Origin of the sequence: Arthrobacter sp. Soil761 (genome assembly GCF_001428325.1) — a bacterium.
Lineage (GTDB): Bacteria > Actinomycetota > Actinomycetes > Actinomycetales > Micrococcaceae > Arthrobacter.
This window is the reverse complement of sequence record NZ_LMSF01000030.1, coordinates 85875-105702: the sequence shown is the minus strand read 5'-3', so window position 1 is coordinate 105702 and position 19828 is coordinate 85875. Positions and strand designations below refer to the sequence as shown.

24 protein-coding genes are annotated in these 19828 nt (G+C 66.0%); 11 read left to right on the top strand and 13 right to left on the bottom strand.

Annotation, left to right across the window (positions count from 1 at the left end; all coding sequences use genetic code 11):
- Positions 1 to 7 precede the first annotated feature (7 nt).
- Both ASG79_RS19160 and ASG79_RS19155 read right to left on the bottom strand, forming a co-directional pair.
- A complete protein-coding gene (locus ASG79_RS19160) occupies positions 8 to 466 on the bottom strand; it encodes a nuclear transport factor 2 family protein (RefSeq protein WP_056393334.1) in 459 nt (152 codons plus the stop codon).
- A 13-nt stretch (positions 467 to 479) separates the two neighbouring features.
- On the bottom strand, positions 480 to 920 hold the full coding sequence (locus ASG79_RS19155; protein ID WP_056393331.1) for a YybH family protein: 441 nt from the start codon (positions 918 to 920) through the stop codon (positions 480 to 482).
- A gap of 51 nt (positions 921 to 971) precedes the next feature.
- Here ASG79_RS19155 and ASG79_RS19150 point away from each other — a divergent pair, with 51 nt between their 5' ends.
- On the top strand, positions 972 to 1613 hold the full coding sequence (locus ASG79_RS19150; protein WP_056393330.1) for a TetR/AcrR family transcriptional regulator: 642 nt from the start codon (positions 972 to 974) through the stop codon (positions 1611 to 1613).
- Positions 1614 to 1643: 30 nt separating this feature from the next.
- Here ASG79_RS19150 and ASG79_RS19145 read toward each other — a convergent pair whose 3' ends face one another.
- The 4 genes from ASG79_RS19145 to ASG79_RS19130 form a co-directional block, all read right to left on the bottom strand.
- Positions 1644 to 1976 carry a hypothetical protein gene (locus tag ASG79_RS19145; RefSeq protein ID WP_056393328.1) on the bottom strand — a complete coding sequence of 111 codons (333 nt, stop codon included), beginning with the start codon at positions 1974 to 1976 and terminating at the stop codon, positions 1644 to 1646.
- A 107-nt stretch (positions 1977 to 2083) separates the two neighbouring features.
- Positions 2084 to 3079: a hypothetical protein gene (locus ASG79_RS19140; protein ID WP_056393326.1), complete on the bottom strand. Its 996-nt coding sequence runs from the start codon at positions 3077 to 3079 to the stop codon at positions 2084 to 2086.
- Positions 3080 to 3241: 162 nt separating this feature from the next.
- A complete protein-coding gene (locus ASG79_RS19135; RefSeq protein ID WP_235509869.1) occupies positions 3242 to 3646 on the bottom strand; it encodes a hypothetical protein in 405 nt (134 codons plus the stop codon).
- 45 nt (positions 3647 to 3691) lie between these two features.
- On the bottom strand, positions 3692 to 3898 hold the full coding sequence (locus ASG79_RS19130) for a DUF4177 domain-containing protein (RefSeq protein ID WP_018770442.1): 207 nt from the start codon (positions 3896 to 3898) through the stop codon (positions 3692 to 3694).
- 208 nt (positions 3899 to 4106) lie between these two features.
- On the opposite strand from ASG79_RS19130, the gene ASG79_RS19125 reads away from it, so the two are divergent.
- The 6 genes from ASG79_RS19125 (at position 4107) to ASG79_RS19100 (ending at position 8910) form a co-directional block, all read left to right on the top strand.
- Positions 4107 to 5096: a 2-keto-3-deoxygluconate permease gene (locus ASG79_RS19125; RefSeq protein ID WP_056393324.1), complete on the top strand. Its 990-nt coding sequence runs from the start codon at positions 4107 to 4109 to the stop codon at positions 5094 to 5096.
- Positions 5093 to 6295, top strand: a complete 1203-nt coding sequence (locus tag ASG79_RS19120; RefSeq protein ID WP_056393323.1) for a four-carbon acid sugar kinase family protein — start codon at positions 5093 to 5095, stop codon at positions 6293 to 6295. Before ASG79_RS19125 ends, ASG79_RS19120 begins: the two co-directional genes overlap by 4 nt.
- The gene (gene pdxA, locus ASG79_RS19115) at positions 6295 to 7299 is read left to right on the top strand and encodes a 4-hydroxythreonine-4-phosphate dehydrogenase PdxA (RefSeq protein WP_056393322.1); all 1005 of its coding nucleotides are present in this window, start codon (positions 6295 to 6297) and stop codon (positions 7297 to 7299) included. Before ASG79_RS19120 ends, pdxA begins: the two co-directional genes overlap by 1 nt.
- 135 nt (positions 7300 to 7434) lie before the next feature.
- Positions 7435 to 8208, top strand: coding sequence for a DeoR/GlpR family DNA-binding transcription regulator (locus ASG79_RS19110; protein ID WP_056393321.1), 774 nt, complete (start codon positions 7435 to 7437; stop codon positions 8206 to 8208).
- Between the two features lie 46 nt (positions 8209 to 8254).
- Positions 8255 to 8521 (top strand): type II toxin-antitoxin system Phd/YefM family antitoxin, encoded by a 267-nt coding sequence (locus tag ASG79_RS19105; protein ID WP_026265951.1) that lies wholly within the window; start codon positions 8255 to 8257, stop codon positions 8519 to 8521.
- Positions 8518 to 8910, top strand: coding sequence for a type II toxin-antitoxin system VapC family toxin (locus ASG79_RS19100; protein WP_056393320.1), 393 nt, complete (start codon positions 8518 to 8520; stop codon positions 8908 to 8910). Before ASG79_RS19105 ends, ASG79_RS19100 begins: the two co-directional genes overlap by 4 nt.
- Positions 8911 to 8928: 18 nt before the next feature.
- On the opposite strand, the gene ASG79_RS19095 is transcribed toward ASG79_RS19100, so the two are convergent.
- The 3 genes from ASG79_RS19095 to ASG79_RS19085 are packed head-to-tail and all read right to left on the bottom strand — an operon-like array spanning position 8929 to position 10765.
- On the bottom strand, positions 8929 to 9408 hold the full coding sequence (locus ASG79_RS19095) for a nucleoside deaminase (RefSeq protein ID WP_056393319.1): 480 nt from the start codon (positions 9406 to 9408) through the stop codon (positions 8929 to 8931).
- Positions 9409 to 9428: 20 nt separating this feature from the next.
- Positions 9429 to 10319, bottom strand: a complete 891-nt coding sequence (locus ASG79_RS19090; RefSeq protein ID WP_056393317.1) for an NAD(P)H-binding protein — start codon at positions 10317 to 10319, stop codon at positions 9429 to 9431.
- Entirely contained in the window at positions 10316 to 10765 is a 450-nt protein-coding gene (locus ASG79_RS19085; RefSeq protein ID WP_056393315.1) for a nuclear transport factor 2 family protein, read from the bottom strand. The genes ASG79_RS19090 and ASG79_RS19085 overlap by 4 nt, the downstream gene beginning before the upstream one ends.
- A gap of 98 nt (positions 10766 to 10863) precedes the next feature.
- On the opposite strand from ASG79_RS19085, the gene ASG79_RS19080 reads away from it, so the two are divergent.
- Positions 10864 to 11526 carry a TetR/AcrR family transcriptional regulator gene (locus tag ASG79_RS19080; protein ID WP_056393313.1) on the top strand — a complete coding sequence of 221 codons (663 nt, stop codon included), beginning with the start codon at positions 10864 to 10866 and terminating at the stop codon, positions 11524 to 11526.
- A gap of 24 nt (positions 11527 to 11550) precedes the next feature.
- Here ASG79_RS19080 and ASG79_RS19075 read toward each other — a convergent pair whose 3' ends face one another.
- Both ASG79_RS19075 and ASG79_RS19070 read right to left on the bottom strand, forming a co-directional pair.
- The gene (locus tag ASG79_RS19075; RefSeq protein ID WP_082581836.1) at positions 11551 to 12561 is read right to left on the bottom strand and encodes a HoxN/HupN/NixA family nickel/cobalt transporter; all 1011 of its coding nucleotides are present in this window, start codon (positions 12559 to 12561) and stop codon (positions 11551 to 11553) included.
- A gap of 91 nt (positions 12562 to 12652) precedes the next feature.
- Positions 12653 to 13168 carry a cupin domain-containing protein gene (locus ASG79_RS19070; protein ID WP_026265952.1) on the bottom strand — a complete coding sequence of 172 codons (516 nt, stop codon included), beginning with the start codon at positions 13166 to 13168 and terminating at the stop codon, positions 12653 to 12655.
- Between the two features lie 76 nt (positions 13169 to 13244).
- On the opposite strand from ASG79_RS19070, the gene ASG79_RS19065 reads away from it, so the two are divergent.
- Positions 13245 to 13883: a TetR/AcrR family transcriptional regulator gene (locus ASG79_RS19065; protein ID WP_082581835.1), complete on the top strand. Its 639-nt coding sequence runs from the start codon at positions 13245 to 13247 to the stop codon at positions 13881 to 13883.
- Positions 13884 to 13961: 78 nt separating this feature from the next.
- Here ASG79_RS19065 and ASG79_RS19060 read toward each other — a convergent pair whose 3' ends face one another.
- Complete coding sequence (locus tag ASG79_RS19060) at positions 13962 to 15215, bottom strand: M20 family metallo-hydrolase (protein WP_056393309.1); 1254 nt, start codon at positions 15213 to 15215, stop codon at positions 13962 to 13964.
- Complete coding sequence (locus ASG79_RS19055; protein WP_056393307.1) at positions 15212 to 16906, bottom strand: amidohydrolase; 1695 nt, start codon at positions 16904 to 16906, stop codon at positions 15212 to 15214. Before ASG79_RS19055 ends, ASG79_RS19060 begins: the two co-directional genes overlap by 4 nt.
- 157 nt (positions 16907 to 17063) lie before the next feature.
- On the opposite strand from ASG79_RS19055, the gene ASG79_RS19050 reads away from it, so the two are divergent.
- Both ASG79_RS19050 and ASG79_RS19045 read left to right on the top strand, forming a co-directional pair.
- Positions 17064 to 18257 (top strand): helix-turn-helix domain-containing protein, encoded by a 1194-nt coding sequence (locus tag ASG79_RS19050; protein ID WP_235509868.1) that lies wholly within the window; start codon positions 17064 to 17066, stop codon positions 18255 to 18257.
- Positions 18258 to 18428: 171 nt separating this feature from the next.
- Entirely contained in the window at positions 18429 to 19760 is a 1332-nt protein-coding gene (locus tag ASG79_RS19045; protein WP_018770459.1) for an MFS transporter, read from the top strand.
- Positions 19761 to 19828: the final 68 nt, after the last annotated feature.

Genomic DNA, 19828 nt, shown 5'->3' with positions numbered 1-19828 from the left:
CTGCCCGCTAAACCCTCGTGGCCAGCTGGGAGTCTTGATCGGCCAGGAGATCAGAATGCCGGTGGACGATCCGCCAGGCACCCTCTTCGCGGCGGTAGATGTGCGTTGTGCGCATCGTGTAGACGGCGGGGATGCCATCCACCACGGCGCTGCTGTGCTCAAGGCCGACCGTGTAGGCGAGGCTTCCGCTGGCACCTGCGGCGACGAGCTCGAACTCAGATCCGGCAGATCCCGTGAACCGGCGGGCCTCCTGGCGGAACTTGGGTTCGAGGTCCGCCCAGCCTGCTCCGGAGATGTGTGCACCGAACAACGTCACGGGGGTCCGGTGTGACCACAGGGCCAGGCGGGGTGCCACGTCTCCCCTGTGCAGCGCCAGAGTCATGTCCCGCTGCTTTGGCAGGATCTCCGCCAGGAACGCGTCCGTTTCCTTGTGCATGGCTTCTTTGTGCATGACTTCCTTGTGCATGGGCCGCCCGCCTTTAGGTGCCGGTCCGGGCGCCAGGCAAAGGAACGGTGGCCTCCCCCGGCGGGAAGTCCGCATGCCGGTGCACGATCCGCCAGTTCCCGTCCTCCCGGCGGTAGACGTGCGTTACCCGCAAGGTGTACTGGCGCGGTGTTCCGTCGACGGTGGCGGAGGTGTGCTCGTAGCCCACGGTGTAGGCGAGGTTGCCGCTTGCTCCGGCAGCGATGATCTCCAGGTCGAAGGAGTCTGCGTGCGTGAACCACGAGGCCACGCTGTGGAACATCGGCTCCACCTCGGCCCAGCCGGTGCCGCTGAGCCGCGCCCCGAAGAGCGTCACAGGATCGTCCTGCGACCAAAGCGCGATGCGCGGGGCGACGTCACCGTTGTGGATGGCGGCGTCCGCGGCCCGCTGCCGGGGAATCATTTCGGCCAGGAATGCATCCGTTTCGGTGGACATGACCAACTCCATTACAGTCATACTGTTTTGAATACAGTTATAATGCATCCAATGGAACGGAAGATCAAGAGGCAGTACGATTCCCGTCGCCGCCAGGAGCAGGCTGCAGAAACCCGGCGGACCATCATCGCGGCGGCGAACGAACTCTTCATTGCCCAGGGATACGGCCAGACCACCATCAAGCAGGTGGCCGCGCGCGCCGGCGTCTCCGTCGAGACCGTATACGCCACGTTTGGCACCAAGGCGTCGCTGCTCAGGCACGTTTGGTATGTCGATTTCCGGGGGGATGAAGCGGACGTGGCGCTCTATGACAGGGAGGAGATGCAGTCCATCCTGGCCGAGCCGGACCTGTCGGAGAGGATCCGCCGCCACGCCGTCTTCGTGACGGCGACCAACCGCCGCATCTTTCCGCTCCTGGACGCGCTTACCGGAGCTGCTGCGAGCGAGCCCGACGCCGCCGCCATGCTCGCCGAGTGGGCGGACCGGCGCCTGGACGTGGCCACCCGCTACGCTCACGCCGCGGCTGCGACCGGCCAGCTGGGCGTCAGCGAGGAGGAATGCAGGGACGTGCTGTTCGCCACCATGGACGGCACCCTGTGGGCCCAGCTGGTGGGGCAGCGCGGCTGGAGCGACGAGAGGTTCTCAACCTGGCTCGCCACGACGTGGATCGGTGCGCTCGTCCGGGCAAAGTAGCGGTCAGGGCTTCAGCCGGCGGTCGGGGCTTCAGCCGGCCGGTTTCCCTGCGGATCCTCCGGCGCGGCCTTTCCTCCGGAGCATGAACCTCGCAGTGAGCGCAGCGATGAGGCCGGCGAGAGTCACCAGCTGCACTTCGTCGAAGGACAGCCCGTCAATGTTCGGCTGCAGCTCCTCCCCGGTAGCCCAGCCGAACCAGGCTTCGCTGACCAGGATTCCGGCAACGAAATAGGCCAGGGCCGCGTAGAGCCAGAGCCAGCGGGTCACGTGCCTGCCGACAATCAGGTGGGCCACCAGGCCGAAGGCGAGCGACATGGCCGCCAGCAATAACAGGCCGGCAATTCCCAGATCCCACTGCGGCACGGCGAGCCACCTCCCTGCTCCGCACTTCTTGCGCTCCAGTCTGCTTGCCAGGCGTCAGTGGATGTAGAGGCGAAGGTCACCGGGGTTCTATCTCCATGGGTGCAGCCCTAGGGTGCGGAGCGGGTTCCCGAGTCCTTGCTGGAGCCGGTGGTGGGGACGAAGTTCCAGTCGAAGGACCCGTCGCCGTGCAGAGTCAGCCGGAGGAAGCCGCGGGTGTCACTGAAGCGCTTGGCGATGTATTTTGGCTTGCTGATGAACGGGCGCGTATCGATGCCTCCGGTGGACACCTGGAATGCCGTCATCCCGTCATTGACGCACTTGTCCGCGTTGTTCACCGGGCAGGACCGTTCGTAGTTGTGCTGCGACCCCGACAAAGTCAGCCGGACCCTGTACTTCCACATCAGGTCGATCCACGGCTTCTGGTCCCCGGCCCGCCCGTGCTCCTCCGTATCCGAGGTGAAGTAGGGCTCGTGGTACACGACAGCCAGGTACTTCCCCGCCTTTTGGGCGGCAGCGAGGTCCTTGTCCAGCCACGTGGTTGCAGCCGAAGCTTCCGCTTTGTCGTACCGCCACAGCGCGGACGACAGGAAGGCGAAGTGCCAGTTGCCGAAGTCCTTCGAGTACGGCTCGCCGTTCGGGATGAATCCACGCTCCTGGTTGATCGCCGCCTTCTCGGGAGATCCCGGGCATTGGCCGTTCATGAACTTCGCCAGGTCTTCGTTGCGTCCGGGTTCCCAGTCGTGATTGGGCGCGGACACCCAATACAGCTTGGGTTTGGTGCCGCCCCACAGCGGTGTCCAGGTCTTCACGTAGTTGTCGCAATATCCGGTCTCGTACTGGAAGTCCCCCAGCCCCAGGAACGCGTCAATCTCATTGTTCTCCACAAGCTTGGTTATCGCCGCGCCGTTCCGCCCGGACGGGCTGTCAGGGTCAACGTTGTCGGCGGGGTTCATGTCGCCCACCGCGGCGATATGGACATCGGGCCCGGGAGGCGCGGGCTCCGGCGGCTTCGGCGTGCAGGCCGTGGCAGAGAGCGCCAGCAGGACTGCGGAAACTGCGGCTACATGCCGGAAGGGTTTGTGGCGAGGGAGTGCTTGCCGCATCCCGTATCCCCTTTCGAGCAGCGAAACCGCAGGTCGGCGTGCATTAGGCAGCCACGCGCACCGGCACCTTGATCCTCCTTACGCGTTGGACCGGCTGTCAAGGGTGGAGTGCTATGAATCCTGCGGGGAGCGGTGCCCAAGAATGCCGAAGGCCTTTCCCAGCTATCCCCGTTGTCGGCGGCCCCGCGCCCAGATAACCTCAGCAACGCCGCCCAGGGCCAGTGGGAACGCAACGACGGCGGCCAGGAAGCGCATCAGATTGTAGGGCCCCACCAGTGCCGCCCAGCCCACGAGCACACCCGGCAGCCCCACGCAGACAGTCACCCAGACGGGGTTGCCACGACGGTGCGACCAGATGGCGGCCGCGATCGACATCACGCATCCGCCGTAGGTGAAGCGGTTACCGACCCAGGACTCCTCCATCTCCGCCGGAGTGGGCAGCCAGAAATAGAAATCGGCGCGCACAATCCCATAGCCGATAAGGACCATCGAGGCGAGGACGAACAAAGGCCACCCAATGGTTCCAGTCCATCGGCGGCGGGCCTCCCGGACAGCAGCCTGACTCATCGCGGCGTGCTATTCAGGGGTCGCGGCTCGATTGGCGGTGTGGACCTAGACCAGGCTCTCGAAGACCATCGTTGCCTGGATGCGGTCACCGCCGCCAAGTCCCTTGCTCCCGCTGCTGGACGTGGTGATGGTGTGGAGCCGGTAGCCCTTTGCGGCCTGGTCGTTGATGGCTTTTTCCAGCGAGGTCAGGTTGCCCGAACCGGTTCCCCACAGTTTCTCCTTGAGGATCACCTGCATGACGACGTACTGCATGGCGCTGCTTCCTTCCGACGCTGGTCAAGTGGCAGCAATGCTACTCGCGGGAAGCGTGAGACATCGGAACGCCGCGATGCCGGCCTCCAACGTGCTGCGCGGTTCACGCAAGGTAGCTTGCGCTAAACGCGCAATGCGGCATATGATCTACATCATGCTTCGAGCTGATTGCTCGGCCCCTCTCCCCCAACAACAATGAGGTTGATTCATGTCTGTCCCAATCAAGGCCACCATGGAAAAAGTTCCCGGCGGCATGATGCTGATTCCCCTGCTGATCGGTGCCCTTCTCGGCACCTTCGCCCCGGATTCCGCCAAGTTCTTCGGCTCCTTCACCGGCGCACTCTTCACCGGTGGCACCACCATCCTTGCGGTCTTCTACGTCTGCATGGGCGCCAGCATCGATATCAAGGCCACCCCGTACATCCTGAAAAAGGGCGGCGTCCTCTTCGGCAGCAAGGTCCTGTTCGCGATCATCATCGGCGTCATCGCCGGCAGGTTCCTGGGCGAACTTCCCATTGACGGCGGGATCCTGTCGGGCCTTTCTGTCCTGGCCATCCTGGCGGCCCTCAATGACACCAACGGCGGAATGTACATGGCCCTGATGGGCCAGTACGGCAAGCCCAAGGATGTGGCGGCCTACTCCGTCATGACCCTGGAATCCGGCCCCTTCCTGACCATGGTGACCCTCGGCGTCGCCGGACTGTCCGCCTTCCCGTGGCAGGCCCTGGTGGGTGCCATCATCCCCCTGCTCCTCGGAGCCATCCTGGGCGCCCTGGATCCGGCCATGCGCAAATTCCTGTCCTCCGCGGCCCCCGTCCTCATTCCGTTCTTCGCCCTCGCGCTGGGCTTCGGCCTGAACCTGGGACAGGTTGTCAACGCGGGACTGCTGGGAGTGGCGCTCGGCCTGTTCGTCCTCATCGCCGGCGGCACCGTGCTCTTCCTTGCGGACAAGCTGACCGGCGGCTCGGGCATTGCCGGCCTGGCGGCAGCCACCACGGCCGGCAACGCAGCCACCGTTCCCATGCTGGTGGCGGCAGCCAATCCGGCCTACGCTCCCGCAGCCGGCCCCGCCACCGTGCTGGTTGCCGCCTCCGTGGTGGTCACCGCCATCGGCTGCCCCCTCATGGTCGCTTGGTACGCTAAGCGCCTGAAAGCCAAGCAGACCGTGGAGACTCTCGAGGTGTCCCCAGCAGTATGAACACCAACGCAGCCATGCGCTGGGCAATCATTGCCGACGACCTGACGGGAGCGGCGGATGCGGCCGCAGCCTACGGGCCCACGCACAGCAGTTCCGTCATCCTCGACATCGACAGCGCTTGGCCCGACGCCGAGATCCTTTCGATCGATACCGAGAGCCGCTACCTGCCTCCCGCGGACGCAGCCAAGGCCGTCACGACGGCGGCCGGCCGGGCCCTGGGCCAGCACCGGCGGGTCTTCAAGAAGATGGATTCACTGCTGCGCGGCAACGTGGGCGTGGAAGTCGCGGCAACCCTGGCACGGCTCGCCCAGGGCCGCGGCAAAGGCCTGGCCGTTGTTGCCCCCGCGTTCCCGGGCACGGGACGGACCACCCTCGGCGGCATCGTGCACGTCAACGGTGTTCCCAACACCGCAGGGAACTTTGACGGGGACACCGCCGCGGCACTCGCCGCCGGCGGCCTCACCGCCGAAGTCGCCGGAACAACCGGACGCACGCCGGAGGAAATCGCGCGGCACCTGCGGGACGTGCAGGAACGCGGAATTGACGCCGTCGTACTGGACGCCGTCTCCGACGATGACCTCAAGGCCATCGCGGCTGCCGCGGACCTGCTGGACTTCCCCGCCCTCCTTGTCGGTTCCGGCGGCCTGGCAGGGCACATCGCGGACCGGGAAGAACGAGCCTCTGCGCAAAACGCGCAGGTTCGGCTCGTCAGCCGGACCCTGACCGTGATCGGCAGCTACTCCGCCCTTGCCCGGCAGCAGATTGGTGAGCTGGTCGCGGCCGGGGCTGAACACATCACCCTGGACCACGCCACCCTGGACGGCACTGCGGTTCCGCGCCTGGTTGCCCAGGCGATGGCGCGGACAAACGTGGTGCTGACCCCGGACCCCATGGGCGCCGTGGACAAGTCGCAGGCACTTGTTGTGGCGGCGGCCCTGGCCCGTGCCACCGCGGCGGGCATCGGGCACTGCGACGCCCTGGTCCTCACCGGCGGGGAGACGGCCACGGCGGTCCTGAAAGCCCTCGGCGCCGGCAGCTTCACCGTCCTCGGGGAGATTGAGCCCGGCGTCGTGATGAGCCTGCTTCCCGGGTCACTTCCCCTGCTGGTCACCAAGGCCGGCGCGTTCGGCGACGCCGGGACCCTGGCCCGGACCACCAACTTCCTTACTGCCACCACGACTGAAATGAGTATCAAATAATGGGACGCCCGATTGTTGCCATCACCATGGGCGATGCGGCCGGCATTGGCCCGGAAATCATCGTCAAAGCGCTTGCCGACGCGGAGCTTCGGTCAAAGGCGCGGATGCTGGTCATCGGCGACCTCCGCCGGATGCGGCTGGCAGCGGACATCGTCGCCAGCCCGCTGACCCTGCGCCCGGTCCTGGAGCCGTCCGAGGCTTTGTTCGAGGAAGGCACCATCGACGTGCTGGACATCGACTGCATCCCGGAGGACCTTGCCTGGGGCGAGCTCTCCGCCGCCGCCGGACACGGGTCCTACCTCTTTATCGAGAAGGCCGTCCAGCTGGCCATGGACCGGCAGGTGGACGCCATCTGCACCGGGCCGCTGAACAAGGCGGCGCTGCACGCGGCCGGGCACAAGTTCCCCGGCCACACCGAACTCCTTGCCGAACTGACCGGCACCGAGGAAGTGTCCATGATGCTGACGGCGCCCAAGATGCGCGTCATCCACGTGACCACCCACATCGGCCTGATCGATGCGATCGCCAAGATCAACGGCGACCTGGTGTACCGGACCATCAAGCGGGGCTATGAACTGCTGCGCGCGTCCGGCATCGAGAACCCGCGGATCGCCGTGTGCGCCATCAACCCGCACGCGGGCGAGAACGGGCTGTTCGGCTACGGCGAGGAGGCGGAGAAGATCCAGCCGGGCATCGAGAAGGCCCAGGCGGACGGGATCGACGCCTTTGGTCCGCTCCCGGCGGACACCCTGTTCTTCCTGGCCGGCCGCGGCGACTTCGACCTGGTGGTGGCCCAGTACCACGACCAGGGCCACGGCCCGGTGAAGGTTTTGGGCCTGGAGAACGGCGTGAACATCACGGTGGGCCTGCCCGTGGTGCGCACGTCCGTGGACCACGGCACGGCGTTCGACATCGCGGGCAAGAACATCGCGGACCATGAGTCGCTGCTGGAGGCACTGCGGCAGGCAGTGGACCTGGCGCCGTCGCGCGACGAGGCCCCCTAGCCGCACGGAAGAATCGGCCGGTCAGCGTAATATTGCTGACCGGCCGTTTTGCCGGCTCCGGGCTGCGGAACTTGCCGGAGCCGGAACTACCATGGTTAGCACTGCCACCGCCATGCCCACGGGAGGAGACCGGGAATGCTCAGCGCAAACGCGCGGCGCGAGGAAATCTACCACCTTGCTGTGACCACCGGCCTGGCCTCCGTGGAGGAACTCTCCGCCCGGTTCCAGGTGACAGCCTCCACCATCCGCCGCGACCTGGCTTTGCTGAACGGGCAGGGCCGGCTGGCCCGCACCTACGGCGGTGCCATGGCACTGGGCGCCCACCCCGAGGCGTCGCTGCGGCAGCGCACCGGCGAGGCGTTCGAGCAGAAGCACGCCATCGCCCGCTGGGCGGCGGCCGTGATCCGGCCCGGGGAAAACATCCTGCTCGACGCCGGCTCCACCGTGGGTGCCCTTGCCCACGAACTGCGCGGGTTCGGGAAGCTCGCGGTCACCACGCCGGGCATCAACACGATGCAGGAACTGGCCGAGTCCGAGGGCATCGAGGTGGACTGCCTGGGCGGCCGGCTGCGCAGCCTTTCGCAGAGTTTTGTGGGTCCGCTGGCGGAGGCGGCGCTGGAGCGGATGAGCTTTGACCGCGTGTTCCTGGGCGCCGACGCGGTCACGGCCGAGGACGGCATCTGCGAAGCCGACCATGCCCAGACCCGGCTCAAGGAGCTCATGGCCCGGCGCGGCCGGGAAGTCTATGTTTTGGCCGACTCCTCCAAGCTGGGGCTGCGGCCGTTCCACGCCTGGGTGCGGCTGGCGCTGCCGTGGACTTTGGTGACGGACGACGGCGCCGACCCCGCCCAGGTGCAGAAGTTCCGGAACGCAGGGGTACAGGTTGAGGTGGCTGCCGTCAGTCGTTGAGTCCTAGGCTTCGAAGCGAATGCTACGATTGCTACGGAGGTGTGCCATGACAACAATCCCCCACCGCGAGCTAAGGAATCAAAGCAGCAAAATCCTGGAGCGGGTGAAAAACGGCGAAACCATCGATGTCACGAATAACGGCGAAGTTGCCGCCACGCTTATCCCGCCTGCAGCCTCACCCTTCGAGCGTCTGCTCCTGTCCGGCAGCGTGCGGCAGGCCGCGGAAAGCCCGGTCGACTTCCAGTTGCTCCAACGCGTGACGTCTGATGTGGGCACGGCCGACATAATCGCCGACCTCCGCGGCGACCGGTGATTCTGTACGTCGACACGTCGGCGGCCCTGAAACTGGTGGTCGAGGAACCTGAGTCCGGTCCCACTGCGGAGTTTCTTTCAACGGCGGCGCAGCGGGGTGACCGACTTGTTGCCTCGATGCTCCTTCACACGGAGTTGCACTGCGCCGCCAACCGCCGCGGCCTGCCGCCGGAACTGGTCAACGCGGTGTTGACCGGAATCAACCTGGTGGACCTGACGCGTTCAGACCTCCTGTACGCGGCCGCACTGCCAGGTAAATTGCGCAGCGCGGACGCGATCCACCTCGCGGCTGCGATCAGGCTTGAAGCAGACCGGTTGATCGCCTTCGACAAGGAACTGCTGGGGGCAGCAACCCGAGCAGGACTTCACACGATCTCCCCGGGCAGCTAACCAGCTTGCCTCGCACCCCTACTCCGCGATGTCCTCGGCCCACAGCTCCGGGTTGTCGGACTGGAAGGTGCGCATCATGTCCACGCAGCGCTGATCGTCCAGCACCACCACCTCAACCCCGCGGGACCGCAAAAGCTCCAGTTCGCCGTCGAACGTTTGCGCCTCCCCCACCACCACGCGGGGGATCTTGAACTGGATGATGGTTCCCGCGCACATGGCACAGGGTGCCAGCGTGGTGTAGAGCGTGGTGTCCCGGTAGCTCCGCTGCCGGCCGGCGGCGCGCAGCGCGGACATCTCCCCGTGCGCGATCGGATCGGCGTTCTGGACCCGCTCGTTATGCCCGCTGGCAACCACCACGCCGTCCCGGGCGAGCGCCGCCCCGATGGGGATCCCGCCCTCGGCCAGGCTCTTTTGGGCGGCCTGGTAGGCGGCTTCGAATGCGGGGTGGGCGGCGCGGTCCGGTTCCGGCGCGGCGGTTTCATGCTGCTCATGGGTCATGGCGCCATTGTTGCACGCGGCTAGGCCAGAGATCCCGGAGCACCTGACGCCTCGAGGACCTGCTGCAGCCCGGTGACCGGGATGTCGGGAAACTCGGCCCGCGCTGGACCAAACTCGAACGCCGCCGCCCCTGATTCCTCCCAGGCCGCGGCACCCGTCACCCGGGCAAGGAACGGTGAAAACGGCCTGGCCGCCACGGACAGCAGCCGGACGGCGGCGGCCGGAACCCGCTGGATTGATCCATGGCCGGCCCGGGCAAGCAGAGCCTCCGCCACCTCATGTGCGGTGAGCGTCTGCGAGCCCCATTCGATGACGCGGTTCCGCAGCGCCGGGTCGCGGAGGGCACGGACCACGACGGCGGCCGCGTCCCGGACCGAGGTATAGGTCACCGGGGCGGACCCCGAGCCGAACACGGGCACCTTGCCCTTCGACTCAAGCGGCGCCGTCATGATCTCAAGCCGCTGTTCCAGGAGGGCGCCGATCCGGACGATCGTCCAGTCCATGCCGGAGGAGCGCACGGCGTCCTCGGCCGCGGCTTTGCAGCGCAGGAAATCGATGAGCCCGTCCGCGGCAGCGCCGGGCATGGACATCATCACCACGTGCCGCACTCCGGCCGCGGCCGCCGCGCGGACCAGCCGGATGGCGCCGTCGCGGTCAACCGCGCGCGGGCTGGAGTCCTTGATCCCGAACCCCGACGCCGCGAACACCACCTCACTGCAGCCAGCCACCGCTTGCCTGCAGTCCGCGTCAGAGCCGAGGTCCCCGCGGAGGAGTTCGACGCCGTCGCCCATCTTTTGCGGGAAGGGCTGGGACTTGCCCCGGGCCATGATGCGGACCTGTTGCCCTGCGGCAACGAGCAGGGGAACCACGGCGCGGCCAAGGCGGCCTGTACCGCCGACCACCAGGATCATGACCGGTCACCTCCGGCCGCACCATGGACTGCCTCCCGGACGGCTTCGTTCACGTCGCCGGAGTCCTGGTCCACAGGTTCGAGGTAGAACTGGGCCGCGGCAATTTTGTCGTCGCGGAGGGTGAAAATGGCCACCCCTGCGGCTTGCTGCACGGATCCGTCCGGCCGGGTGCCGCGATTGCTCCATTCCATCCAGACCTTGCCGTCCGGTCCGGTGGCCGCGTCATGGACCGTCAGGGTGAGGTCCGGAAGGCCGGCAAAGAGCGCCGTCCAATTCTTCCGGACCTGCGCGGAGCCCGTGAAGCTGCGGGCCGGGTGGACGGGGGTGGTGTTCCGGTAGTCCTCCGCGAACTGGGACACCATGGCCTCGAGGTCATGGCGGTTGGCCGCGGCCAGCATGCGCCGGACCGGGCCTTCGGGGACGCGCCCGATTCCTGAAGCGTCCATGATCTGCTCCTTAGGTTCCGTCGCGGGAGGCGGAGAGGCTGGTACGCTGAATTTGATACAGTCAGCTGTATCTAACTGATACAAGGAGCTTAAGCCCGATGGGACCCGCGGTCAATGGTGCGCCACCCCGCTCCCGCAGCTACGACGCCCGGCGCCGGCAGGAGGCTGCCGGGGAAGCCAGGAAACGGGTGCTGGCCCAGTCCCGCGCGCTGTTCCTGGCCCACGGCTACGGCCGGACCACCATCGCCGCCATCGCCCACGCGGCCGGCGTCTCCAAGGAGTCCGTGTACAAGGGGTTCGGCGGAAAGCCTGGGCTGGTGCGGGCCATCTACGAACAGAGCCTGCTGGGCGCCGGCGGCCCGCCGGCGGAAGAGCGGTCGGACCGCGCCCAGGCCACGGTCACCGAACCCCGCGAACTCATGGAGCAGTTCGGCCGCTTCATTTCCGAGGTGAGCCCGCTGGGCTCCCCCGTCTACCTCCTCATCCGGGACGCCGCGGCGAGCGGGGACCAGGACATGGCCGCGCTCCTGCGCGACGTGGATGACGGGCGGTACCAACGGATGCTGCACAACGCGCGCCAGGTGCTCGGGAGGGGATTCCTGCGGCCGGGCCTGACGGCGGAGGAGGTGGCCGACGTCTTCTTCATGAGCACCTCAGCCGAGCTCTACGAAACCCTGGTCCTCAAGCGCGGCTGGAGTGCCGAGCATTTCGGACGATTCATGGCCCGTACCTTGGCGGCCAACCTCCTGCCGGAAGGCTGAGGCAAACGGGAACCAAGAGGCGGCTCACTCCTCCAGGCTGGCAGCAGTGGGCGAGCCGCCCCGGAACCTCCAGATGAAGACCCCGGCCAGCCAGGCGAGAACAAACAAGCCCACCACGGCGTAGCCAAGCCCCGTCAGATCGATGCCGCCGATGGCCGCAAAGACCCCGGAAACCGCTCCCGTATTCGGCGTAACCACGGACAGCAGTTCCACGGTCCCCACACCCAGCGCCACGGTGGCCGAGAGCCCGGTCAGGACCAGGTTGTACAGCAGCCTCCGGCGCGGGTGCGCGAACGCCCAACCGTAGGCCGCGTTCATGAACCATCCGTCCAGGCTGTCGAGCAGGCTCATGCCCGCCGCGAAGAGGACGGGCAGGGTGAGGACGGCGTACCACGGAAGTTCCACCGCCGCCGCTCCCCCGGCCACTGCCAGCAGTGCCACCTCGGTGGCCGTATCGAATCCCAGGCCGAACAGCAGCCCCACCCAATACATCTGGGCGGGCCGGGTGATGCTGCGCAGGACCGGGCGCAGCAGGCGGACCAGAAGGCCCGGGACCTCGACAGTCGTCCCCAATCCCGGCTGCCCTGCCCGCAGCCGGAAGTCCGTGGCGACGCGGATCAGCAGGGCAAGGTTGAGGAAGGCCAGGAGGTAAAGGAACAGTCCTGAGATGGTGGCGCCTACTGGTCCCAGGACCTCCCGCCACCACGAGGCGCCATCTCCGAGCTGGTTTCCAAGGCTGCGGGCTCCCGCAGCCAGCAGCAGGCAGAGGCCAAGGACGATGCTGGAGTGGCCAAGGGAGAACCAGAAACCGACAGTGACGGGGCGAAGGCCTTCACCCATGAGCTTTCGGGTGGTGCCGTCGATCGCGGCGATGTGGTCCACGTCGAAGGCGTGGCGCATGCCCAGCAGGTAGGCACCTAGCCCGATCCCCAGTCCGAAGACCTGGCTGGAGCCGAGGAGGAGGTTCTGCGGGACGACGCCCAGCACCAGCACTCCCCAGCCCACCGCGTGCAGCAGAAGTACGACGGCGGCCATTCCGGCCAGCGGCGCGCCCGGCTTCTGCGCGGCGGGGCCACGTCGCCGTCCCGTTCGGTAAAGGGGAACCTGGAGGCCCAGGGCCTTCCCGTCAGCCCATCGGTGGATTTAGCCCGTACCGGGCGATGATGTCCGGCAGCCATGGCGCCTCGCCGAACTGGAGGCCGTATTCTGCGGCCAGTTTGCCGATGGCTTCAGGGTCCGGCGGTCCACCGGCTTCAAGCTGGTCGGCCAGTCCCCAGAAGAAATGCTCGAACCCGGCCGGGCTGATGACTTCGATCATCCGCGCCGGAACTTTGCCCGCATTCCACATGGTGTGCAGTTCGCCGCGCGGCTTGGTGATGTAGCCCCCGGCGCCCAGCACTGCCTCGCGCTCACCGGACCGGAATCCGATCTCGCCTTCCAGGACGATTGAGTATTCGTCCTCGCGGCTGTGCATATGCACTGGAACCAAGGCCCCCACCGGAAACGGGTGTTCCACGATGGAGATCTGCTCGTTGGTGTGTTCACCGAACAGTTTGAAGACAACCCCGATACTTCCGAGACTGCCCTGGCGTCCCTCCCCAGGCTGCACGACTGTCAGCCGCGGAGCCTCCTCAGCGCCCATGGCATCCATCCCTTTCCATTTCGATATACAGTGTGTATATCGAATTGTCAGCCCACGCAGGACCGGTGTCAATACTTTGAGTGAACAGCAGCGTTCAGCCAAAGCGCGCAAGTACCAGATGAACAAGCGTGCCGAGCAGGTGGACACCACCCGGCAGCGCATCGTGGACGCGGCGGTGGCGCTCCACGGGTCAGTCGGCCCTGCCCGGACCACCATTGCGGGCATCGCCGAGCAGGCCCAGGTCACCCGGCTGACGGTCTACCGTCATTTCGCCGACGAGGAATCGCTGTTCTCCGCCTGCTCCTCGCACTGGCTTTCACAACAGCAGCTGCCAGATCCTTCGGCGTGGTGTGAGCACCCGGACCCCCTCCAACGCCTCCATGCCGGACTCACAGACCTGTACCGGTTCTACCGCGACGGCGAGCCAATGCTCAGGAACATCTACGGCGATTGGGCCGCCCTTCCGGAAAAGCACCGCACAGGCCTCCGGGAGCGCGACACGTTCTTCCGTGACCGCCTCCTGGAGGCATTTCCGGAGCCAGGCAGCGCCAGGCTGCGCGCCGTCGTCGCCCACGCGGTGTCCTTCTGGACCTGGCGTTCCCTCTGCCACGAGAACGGGCTCGCAAATGAGGACGCCGTCCACGCCATGACGGACTTGGCTGGGGTGACGGCCGGCCTGCGGCGGGGCGCCGGCGCCCCCGTGCCAGGACAGTAGGGCCACCCAAGCGGGCAAGGCCCTACCGCTCATGCCTCTTAACCTTCCCCGAAACGCCTGGTTCGAAAGGCTACCGGCTCAGTCCTCTTCCAATTCGCCGCAGACAAGCCGCCGCGTGACGTCCGTCAACAGTTCGACGCCGCGCAACGCGTCGTCGTCGCGGGTGTACTCCGCTTCGTTGTGCGAGATGCCTTCGACGCTGGGAACGAAGAGCATGACGGTCGGAACCACATCCTTCATGTTGGTGGAATCGTGCCCGGCGACGGTCATCACGTCCCTGTGGCTGTAGCCCAGACTCTCTGCGCTTACCCTGCCCAAGGCCGCGCCCTTGGACTGGTAGGACACCACACCCCAGTTGTGCGTCAGCTCCAGGCGGATCTCCGTCCGGGAATCTGCCTCGGCGTCGACAATCCTCTTGCCCAGCCGTTCCATGGCCACGCCCAGGACGGACTCGTCGGGGGAACGCAGGTCCAGGTTCATCAGGACCTGGCGGGCGATGGTGACCGGTGAGTTCGGCAGGACAAACAGCTCGGATACCGATGTGTGCAGCAGCCCGGGCTCGAATTCCGCAGTCAGTTCACGAGCGGCGGCGATGACCAGCGCGGCCCCAAAGAGGGCGTCACGGCGGTCCTCCATGCGGGTGGCGCCAGTGTGTGACTGGGCTCCGTCCACGGTAACCCGGTACTTGCTGGCGGCCCAGGTGCGGTCCACGATCCCCACTTGGGTGTCGGTTTCTTCCAGGTTCCTGCCCTGCTCGATGTGGATCTCGGCATAGCGTGCAACCTCGGCGAGGACCGGGGCGTTTCCTTGCGAAGTGCTGTGTCCGGCGGCCAGGGCTTCCGCCACTGTGATTCCGGCAGGGTCTGCGGTGGCAAGCGCGCCCTCCAGCGGCAGCTTCCCAGTGAAGACAGAGCTTCCCATCATGCTGGGCGCGAAGCGGCTGCCTTCCTCGTTGAACCAGTTCACAACGGCCAGGTTGTAGGTGGGGCGGAGCTTTCCGGCCTGGACTTCCGCAGCGACGCGGGCGCCTGCATGGGCCGCTGCGAGCACGCCATAGGCCCCGTCGTACCGGCCGGCCAGCGGCTGGGAGTCCAGGTGTGAGCCGACCAGCACATAGGGGGCGCCGGCGACCAGGTCCAGGGTGCCGAACTGGTTGCCTGCCCCGTCCACTGATTCGGTATAGCCGTGCTGGGCCAGCCATTGGCTGAACCATGCCCGCGTGGCATGGTCTGCGGCCGTGCCGGCCTGCCGGTCCACGCCTCCCCCGGGCGTGGCGCCGAAGCCAGACATCGTGGCGAAGTCTGCGAGGAACTCGTCGTGTGCGGTGCTCATGGGGTTTCCTTCCCTGTCAATGCTGCCTCAAGGTCTGTGGCGCGGACCGGCGCCGGCAGATTTTCCTCGCCGAAACGGATTTGCCCGCCCACCATGGTGGCGAGCACGCGGGTAGCTGAGATGTTTGAGGGGTCCACGGCGGTGGGGTCCTGGTCCAGGAACACGAGGTCCGCCAGGTACCCCGGTGCCAAGCGGCCCTTGATGTGCCCGGCTCCCGTGGCGGCGGCCGATCCCGTGGTATAGGCTGCCAGCGCTTCGGCCGCGGTGATCCTTTCGGCCGGGCCGTACACGTCGCCTGAAGGAGTCAGCCGCTCCACGAACGACTGCATGACATCCAGGGGCCGGCCGTTGGAGACGGGGCGGTCTGAACTTCCCGGCAGTGTAACTCCTCGCTTCAGCAGGCTTTTGGCGGGATAGGACCACGAGGTGCGTTTGGGGCCCAGCAGGCGGGCCATACCGTCTCCAAACTCGGTGATGAAGTGCGGCTGCGGGACCAGCACGATGCCGGCCCTGGCTATCCGGTCAAGCTGATCGGGGCGGACCACGCCGCCGTGCTCGATCCGGTTGGGCTGCGCGTTGGAACCGAACTTTTCCTGTGCCTCAGTGATGATGTCAATGGCGTGATCGATCGCGTGGTCACCGATGGCATGCATCGCAATCGCCCAGCCCGCCCGGTAGGCGCTGAGCGCCGACTCGCGCAGCTGGTCCGCGTCCATTTGCAGGTAGCCGTGGTTGTGGGTGCAGCCGACATAGTCCTCGGTCATGTAGGCGGTACTGCCAAGGAGCGAACCGTCGCTGAAGATCTTCACTGGTCCCAGGCGCAGCCAATCGTCGCCCAGGCCGGTGCGGATTCCGGCGTCGAGGCTTATGGAGGCCGGGTCATCGGCGTGGCCGGGCACATCGTGGAGGGCATCCATAACCAGCATTGGCTGCATCCTGACGCTCAGCATCCCCTTGTCGCGGGCATTCTGGTACGCGGCGAACTCCCGCGGCGAATAGCCGATCCAGCCACCGGCGATGCCCGCATCCGTGACGCTGGTAATTCCTTCGGAGAGGTAGTGTGACGTGGCTAGATCCAGTGCGCGTTCAATGGTCTCCAGCGGATACGGCAGCAGGATGTCCTGCACCAAGCGCATGGCGTTTTCCTCCAGCAGCCCCGTCGGCAGGCCATCTTCGCCCATGACGACGGCTCCGCCTTCGATCGGTGCACTGATATCGGCCTGGGCGGCTACGAGCTCCAGTGCTACGCCGTTGAGCGTGCAGGCGTGGCCGGAGGAGTGTTTGATCCACACTGGACGTCCCCCGGCCGCCGCATCCAACCGGTCCCTGTCCGGTTGCTGGCCGCCAAGCAGCAGCGGACTGTAGCCGGATGCCACAACCCACTCCCCCGGGGCCATTTCGGCGGCGGCCTCGGCGATGATCTGGTACAGCCCGTCCAGATTTGCCGCTGCCCCTGCGTTGGCCTCCATGAGCCCCAGACCGAACCAGACGCTGTGCGCGTGGACGTCATTGAACCCAGGGACAATCGTGGTTCCGGCGGCATCAATGGTCCAGAGGGCGTGGCCGCAAAGGCTGGCGTCGGGATCCACATCGAGGATTCTGCCGTCGTGAATGAGCAGGCTTGTCGCGGTGGGGCGGGAGGCATCCTGGGTCAGTATGCGTGCATTGCGAATCAGGAGATCGAAGGGCATGGATCCTCTTTGCTAGGGTCCCCGGGCCTTTCCGAGGAGTTAAGGCCGCGGCCTGAAAGTGCGGCTCCGTCCATTCAACTCTGTGATATCGCTGCCTTCAATGGATATAGAACGCTGTTTCATGGTCAAACTTTAGGCTTTTGCATAAAATGCCTGCATGACAGCAAATGATGGTGACGATGCGCGATCCTACGGTACGACCGCCAGGGAGTTCCGTCCCGGCCGTCCCACCGAGCCGGAATGGACCGAGTTGCTGGAGAGTCTTTGGAAGGATCGATCCCTGCTGGTGGACGACTTCCTGGAGCGTTTTTCCTCCATTTCCTATGGTGAAGCAGTGGTTCCCAAGGAGGACATCTACCGGACCGCAGCGGACACCATGGACATGTTCCTCTATCAGATGGCCGGGTTGGAGCTCCCCCCGGACCTGCAGACGCTTCCCCGCGAGGTGGCCGCCCGGCGCGCCCGCCAGGGCGTTCCCCTCGACGCGTTCCTGGTAGCCATCCGCAATGACTTCCGTGTTCTCTGGAAGGGGCTGGAACGGGTCGCGCGGGACAAGGGGATCGGTGTCCTGGTGGCCAACATGGACCGGGTCCTGGACGCCGTCGAAGGCTACGTGACCAGCATCCAACAGGCCTATGCCGAGGAAGAGGCGCGCCTGGCCCGCAACAAGCAGTTGTACCGCCAGCGCCTGCTTTCCCGGCTGTTCAATGCCGGACCTGGCACCCCACGTGAAGTCCAGGACCTTGCAGCGGCCCTCGAAGTGCAGGCCACCGGGACCTTCGAAGTGCTCGCAGTGACCTTGGACGCCGTATCCCAGGCCCAGCAGCAGTTCGAGTCCAACCACAGCATCTATATGTACGAGAACAGCGGAGTCCTGTATGTCTTCCGGCAGCAGCGGAAGGGGCTGACCTGGCGTCACGAACCGCCCGCCTTTCCTGCCGGGTACGTACCGGGAGTGGAGGGACTGGATGCCGTTCCCTCCGCTGCGGCTTCGGCACTTGTGCTGGCACAGCAGAAGCGCCGCGGCACCCGGCTGGCCACGATGGAGGACGCATGGATGGGAATCGCCAGCGGCCTCCTGGAGCAGAAGTTTCCAGGCTTTTCCACCTCCATAAAGAACGCTCTGGACAAGTGCACGCCCGTCGAACGCCAACGCCTGCTGGAGGTGGCTGGCAGCTATGGGCGGACCGGATCCATCAAAGAAACGTCGGAGGAGCTGTTCTGCCACCGCAACACCGTAGTGAACCGCCTCCACAGCCTTCACGAGGCGATCGGCCTTGACCTCACAGTGCCGGGCGAGGCCGCGCGGGCACTCATCGCCCTCAGCCGCTACAGCGAGTTCACCGACTAGTTTGTGAAAATGCCTAAGAAAGGGGCCGAAAGTGGGTGGAAATTATCATTGTTTAGGGCGTTATCACTCACCTACTCTCGAATAATCACCGCAGCAGTGCAGGCCATCGCCCTTCGCCCGCCGCGGGACCCGAGATGCAAGAACTCAACCCCGCTCGAAAGGGCCCACGCAGTGACCACCTCAAATTCACTTTCCCCCGCCGCAGGTGCTCCTCCGGTGATCTCCGGCAAGGACGCAGGAAAGATTGCCCGTGCCGCCTTCGTCGGGACCGCGCTGGAGTGGTACGACTACTACCTCTTCGGCACGGCTGCGGCGCTGGTCTTCAACCGGCTGTTCTTCACCAATATGGACCCCACCGCGGCGCTGCTGGCCTCCTTTGCCACGTTCGGCGTCGGCTTCGCAGCCCGTCCGATCGGGGCCATGATCTTTGGCTACATCGGCGACCGTTACGGACGCCGGCCCGCGCTGCTGATGACCATCGTCATGATCGGCGCGGCCACGGCCTTCATCGGCCTGTTGCCCGATTTCGGCAGCATCGGCCTGGCGGCGCCCATCCTGCTCGCCGTCTTGCGGCTTGTCCAGGGCCTGGCTGTCGGCGGTGAATGGGGCGGTGCGGTAACCATGGCCGTCGAGCATGCCCCCGTTGAAAAGCGGGGCCGGTACGCCGCCTTGGTACAGGTCGGTTCGCCGGTGGCTACGCTGCTGGCCTCGGGCGCCTTCTCGCTCGTCCTCCTATTCCCGTCGGAAGCTTTTGACGCCTGGGGCTGGCGGATTCCATTCCTGCTGGCTTTCCCCATGCTCGGCATCGCGCTCTGGATCCGCCTCAAGGTGGAAGAATCCCCCATCTTCAAGGATCTGCTCGCCCAGGGTGAAACGTCCAAGGTTCCGGCGTTCGAGGTCTTCCGCCACGCCTCCGGCCGCTTGCTCGTGGCCGTACTCGCGGCCCTCCTCGGCGTGGGTGGCTTCTACATGATCACCACCTTCGCGGTGAGCTACGGGTCCAACACCCTGAAGGTGGACCGGAACGTCATGGTCAACGCAACACTGGTTGCCGCCGTGGCCCAGATCGGAGTCACGTTCCTCATGGGCCGGCTCGCAGAGAAGATCGGGCCGGGCAAGGTCACCATGTGGGGCGGTATCGTCAGCGCCGTCGCCGCTTTCCCCCTCTTCGCCATGATTGACACGAAATCCCCACTGCTGATTACGCTGGCAATCACCGTCGGGATCATGCTTATAGCGGTGGCGTACGCCGTCAACGGTGCCCTGCTGACCGAGCTGTTCCCGCCGAAGCTGCGCTACTCCGGTGTGGCCCTGGGCTATAACATCGCAGGTGCCACCAGTGGATTCATGCCCTTGCTGGCCACGGCCATGCTGGGCGTCTCCGGTAACCAGTCGTGGGGTGCGGCCCTGATCCTGGCGATCATCTCCCTGCTCACCGCCGTCGGCGGGTTCTTCGGCGAGCGCCTGCGGGTCCAGGACAAGAAGCTTGTCGCCGGCAGCTAGGGCCGGCCGCAGACAGTAGCCCAAGCTTTACTCTCTTTCGAATGCTCAACCACCAGAACGGGGAGCCG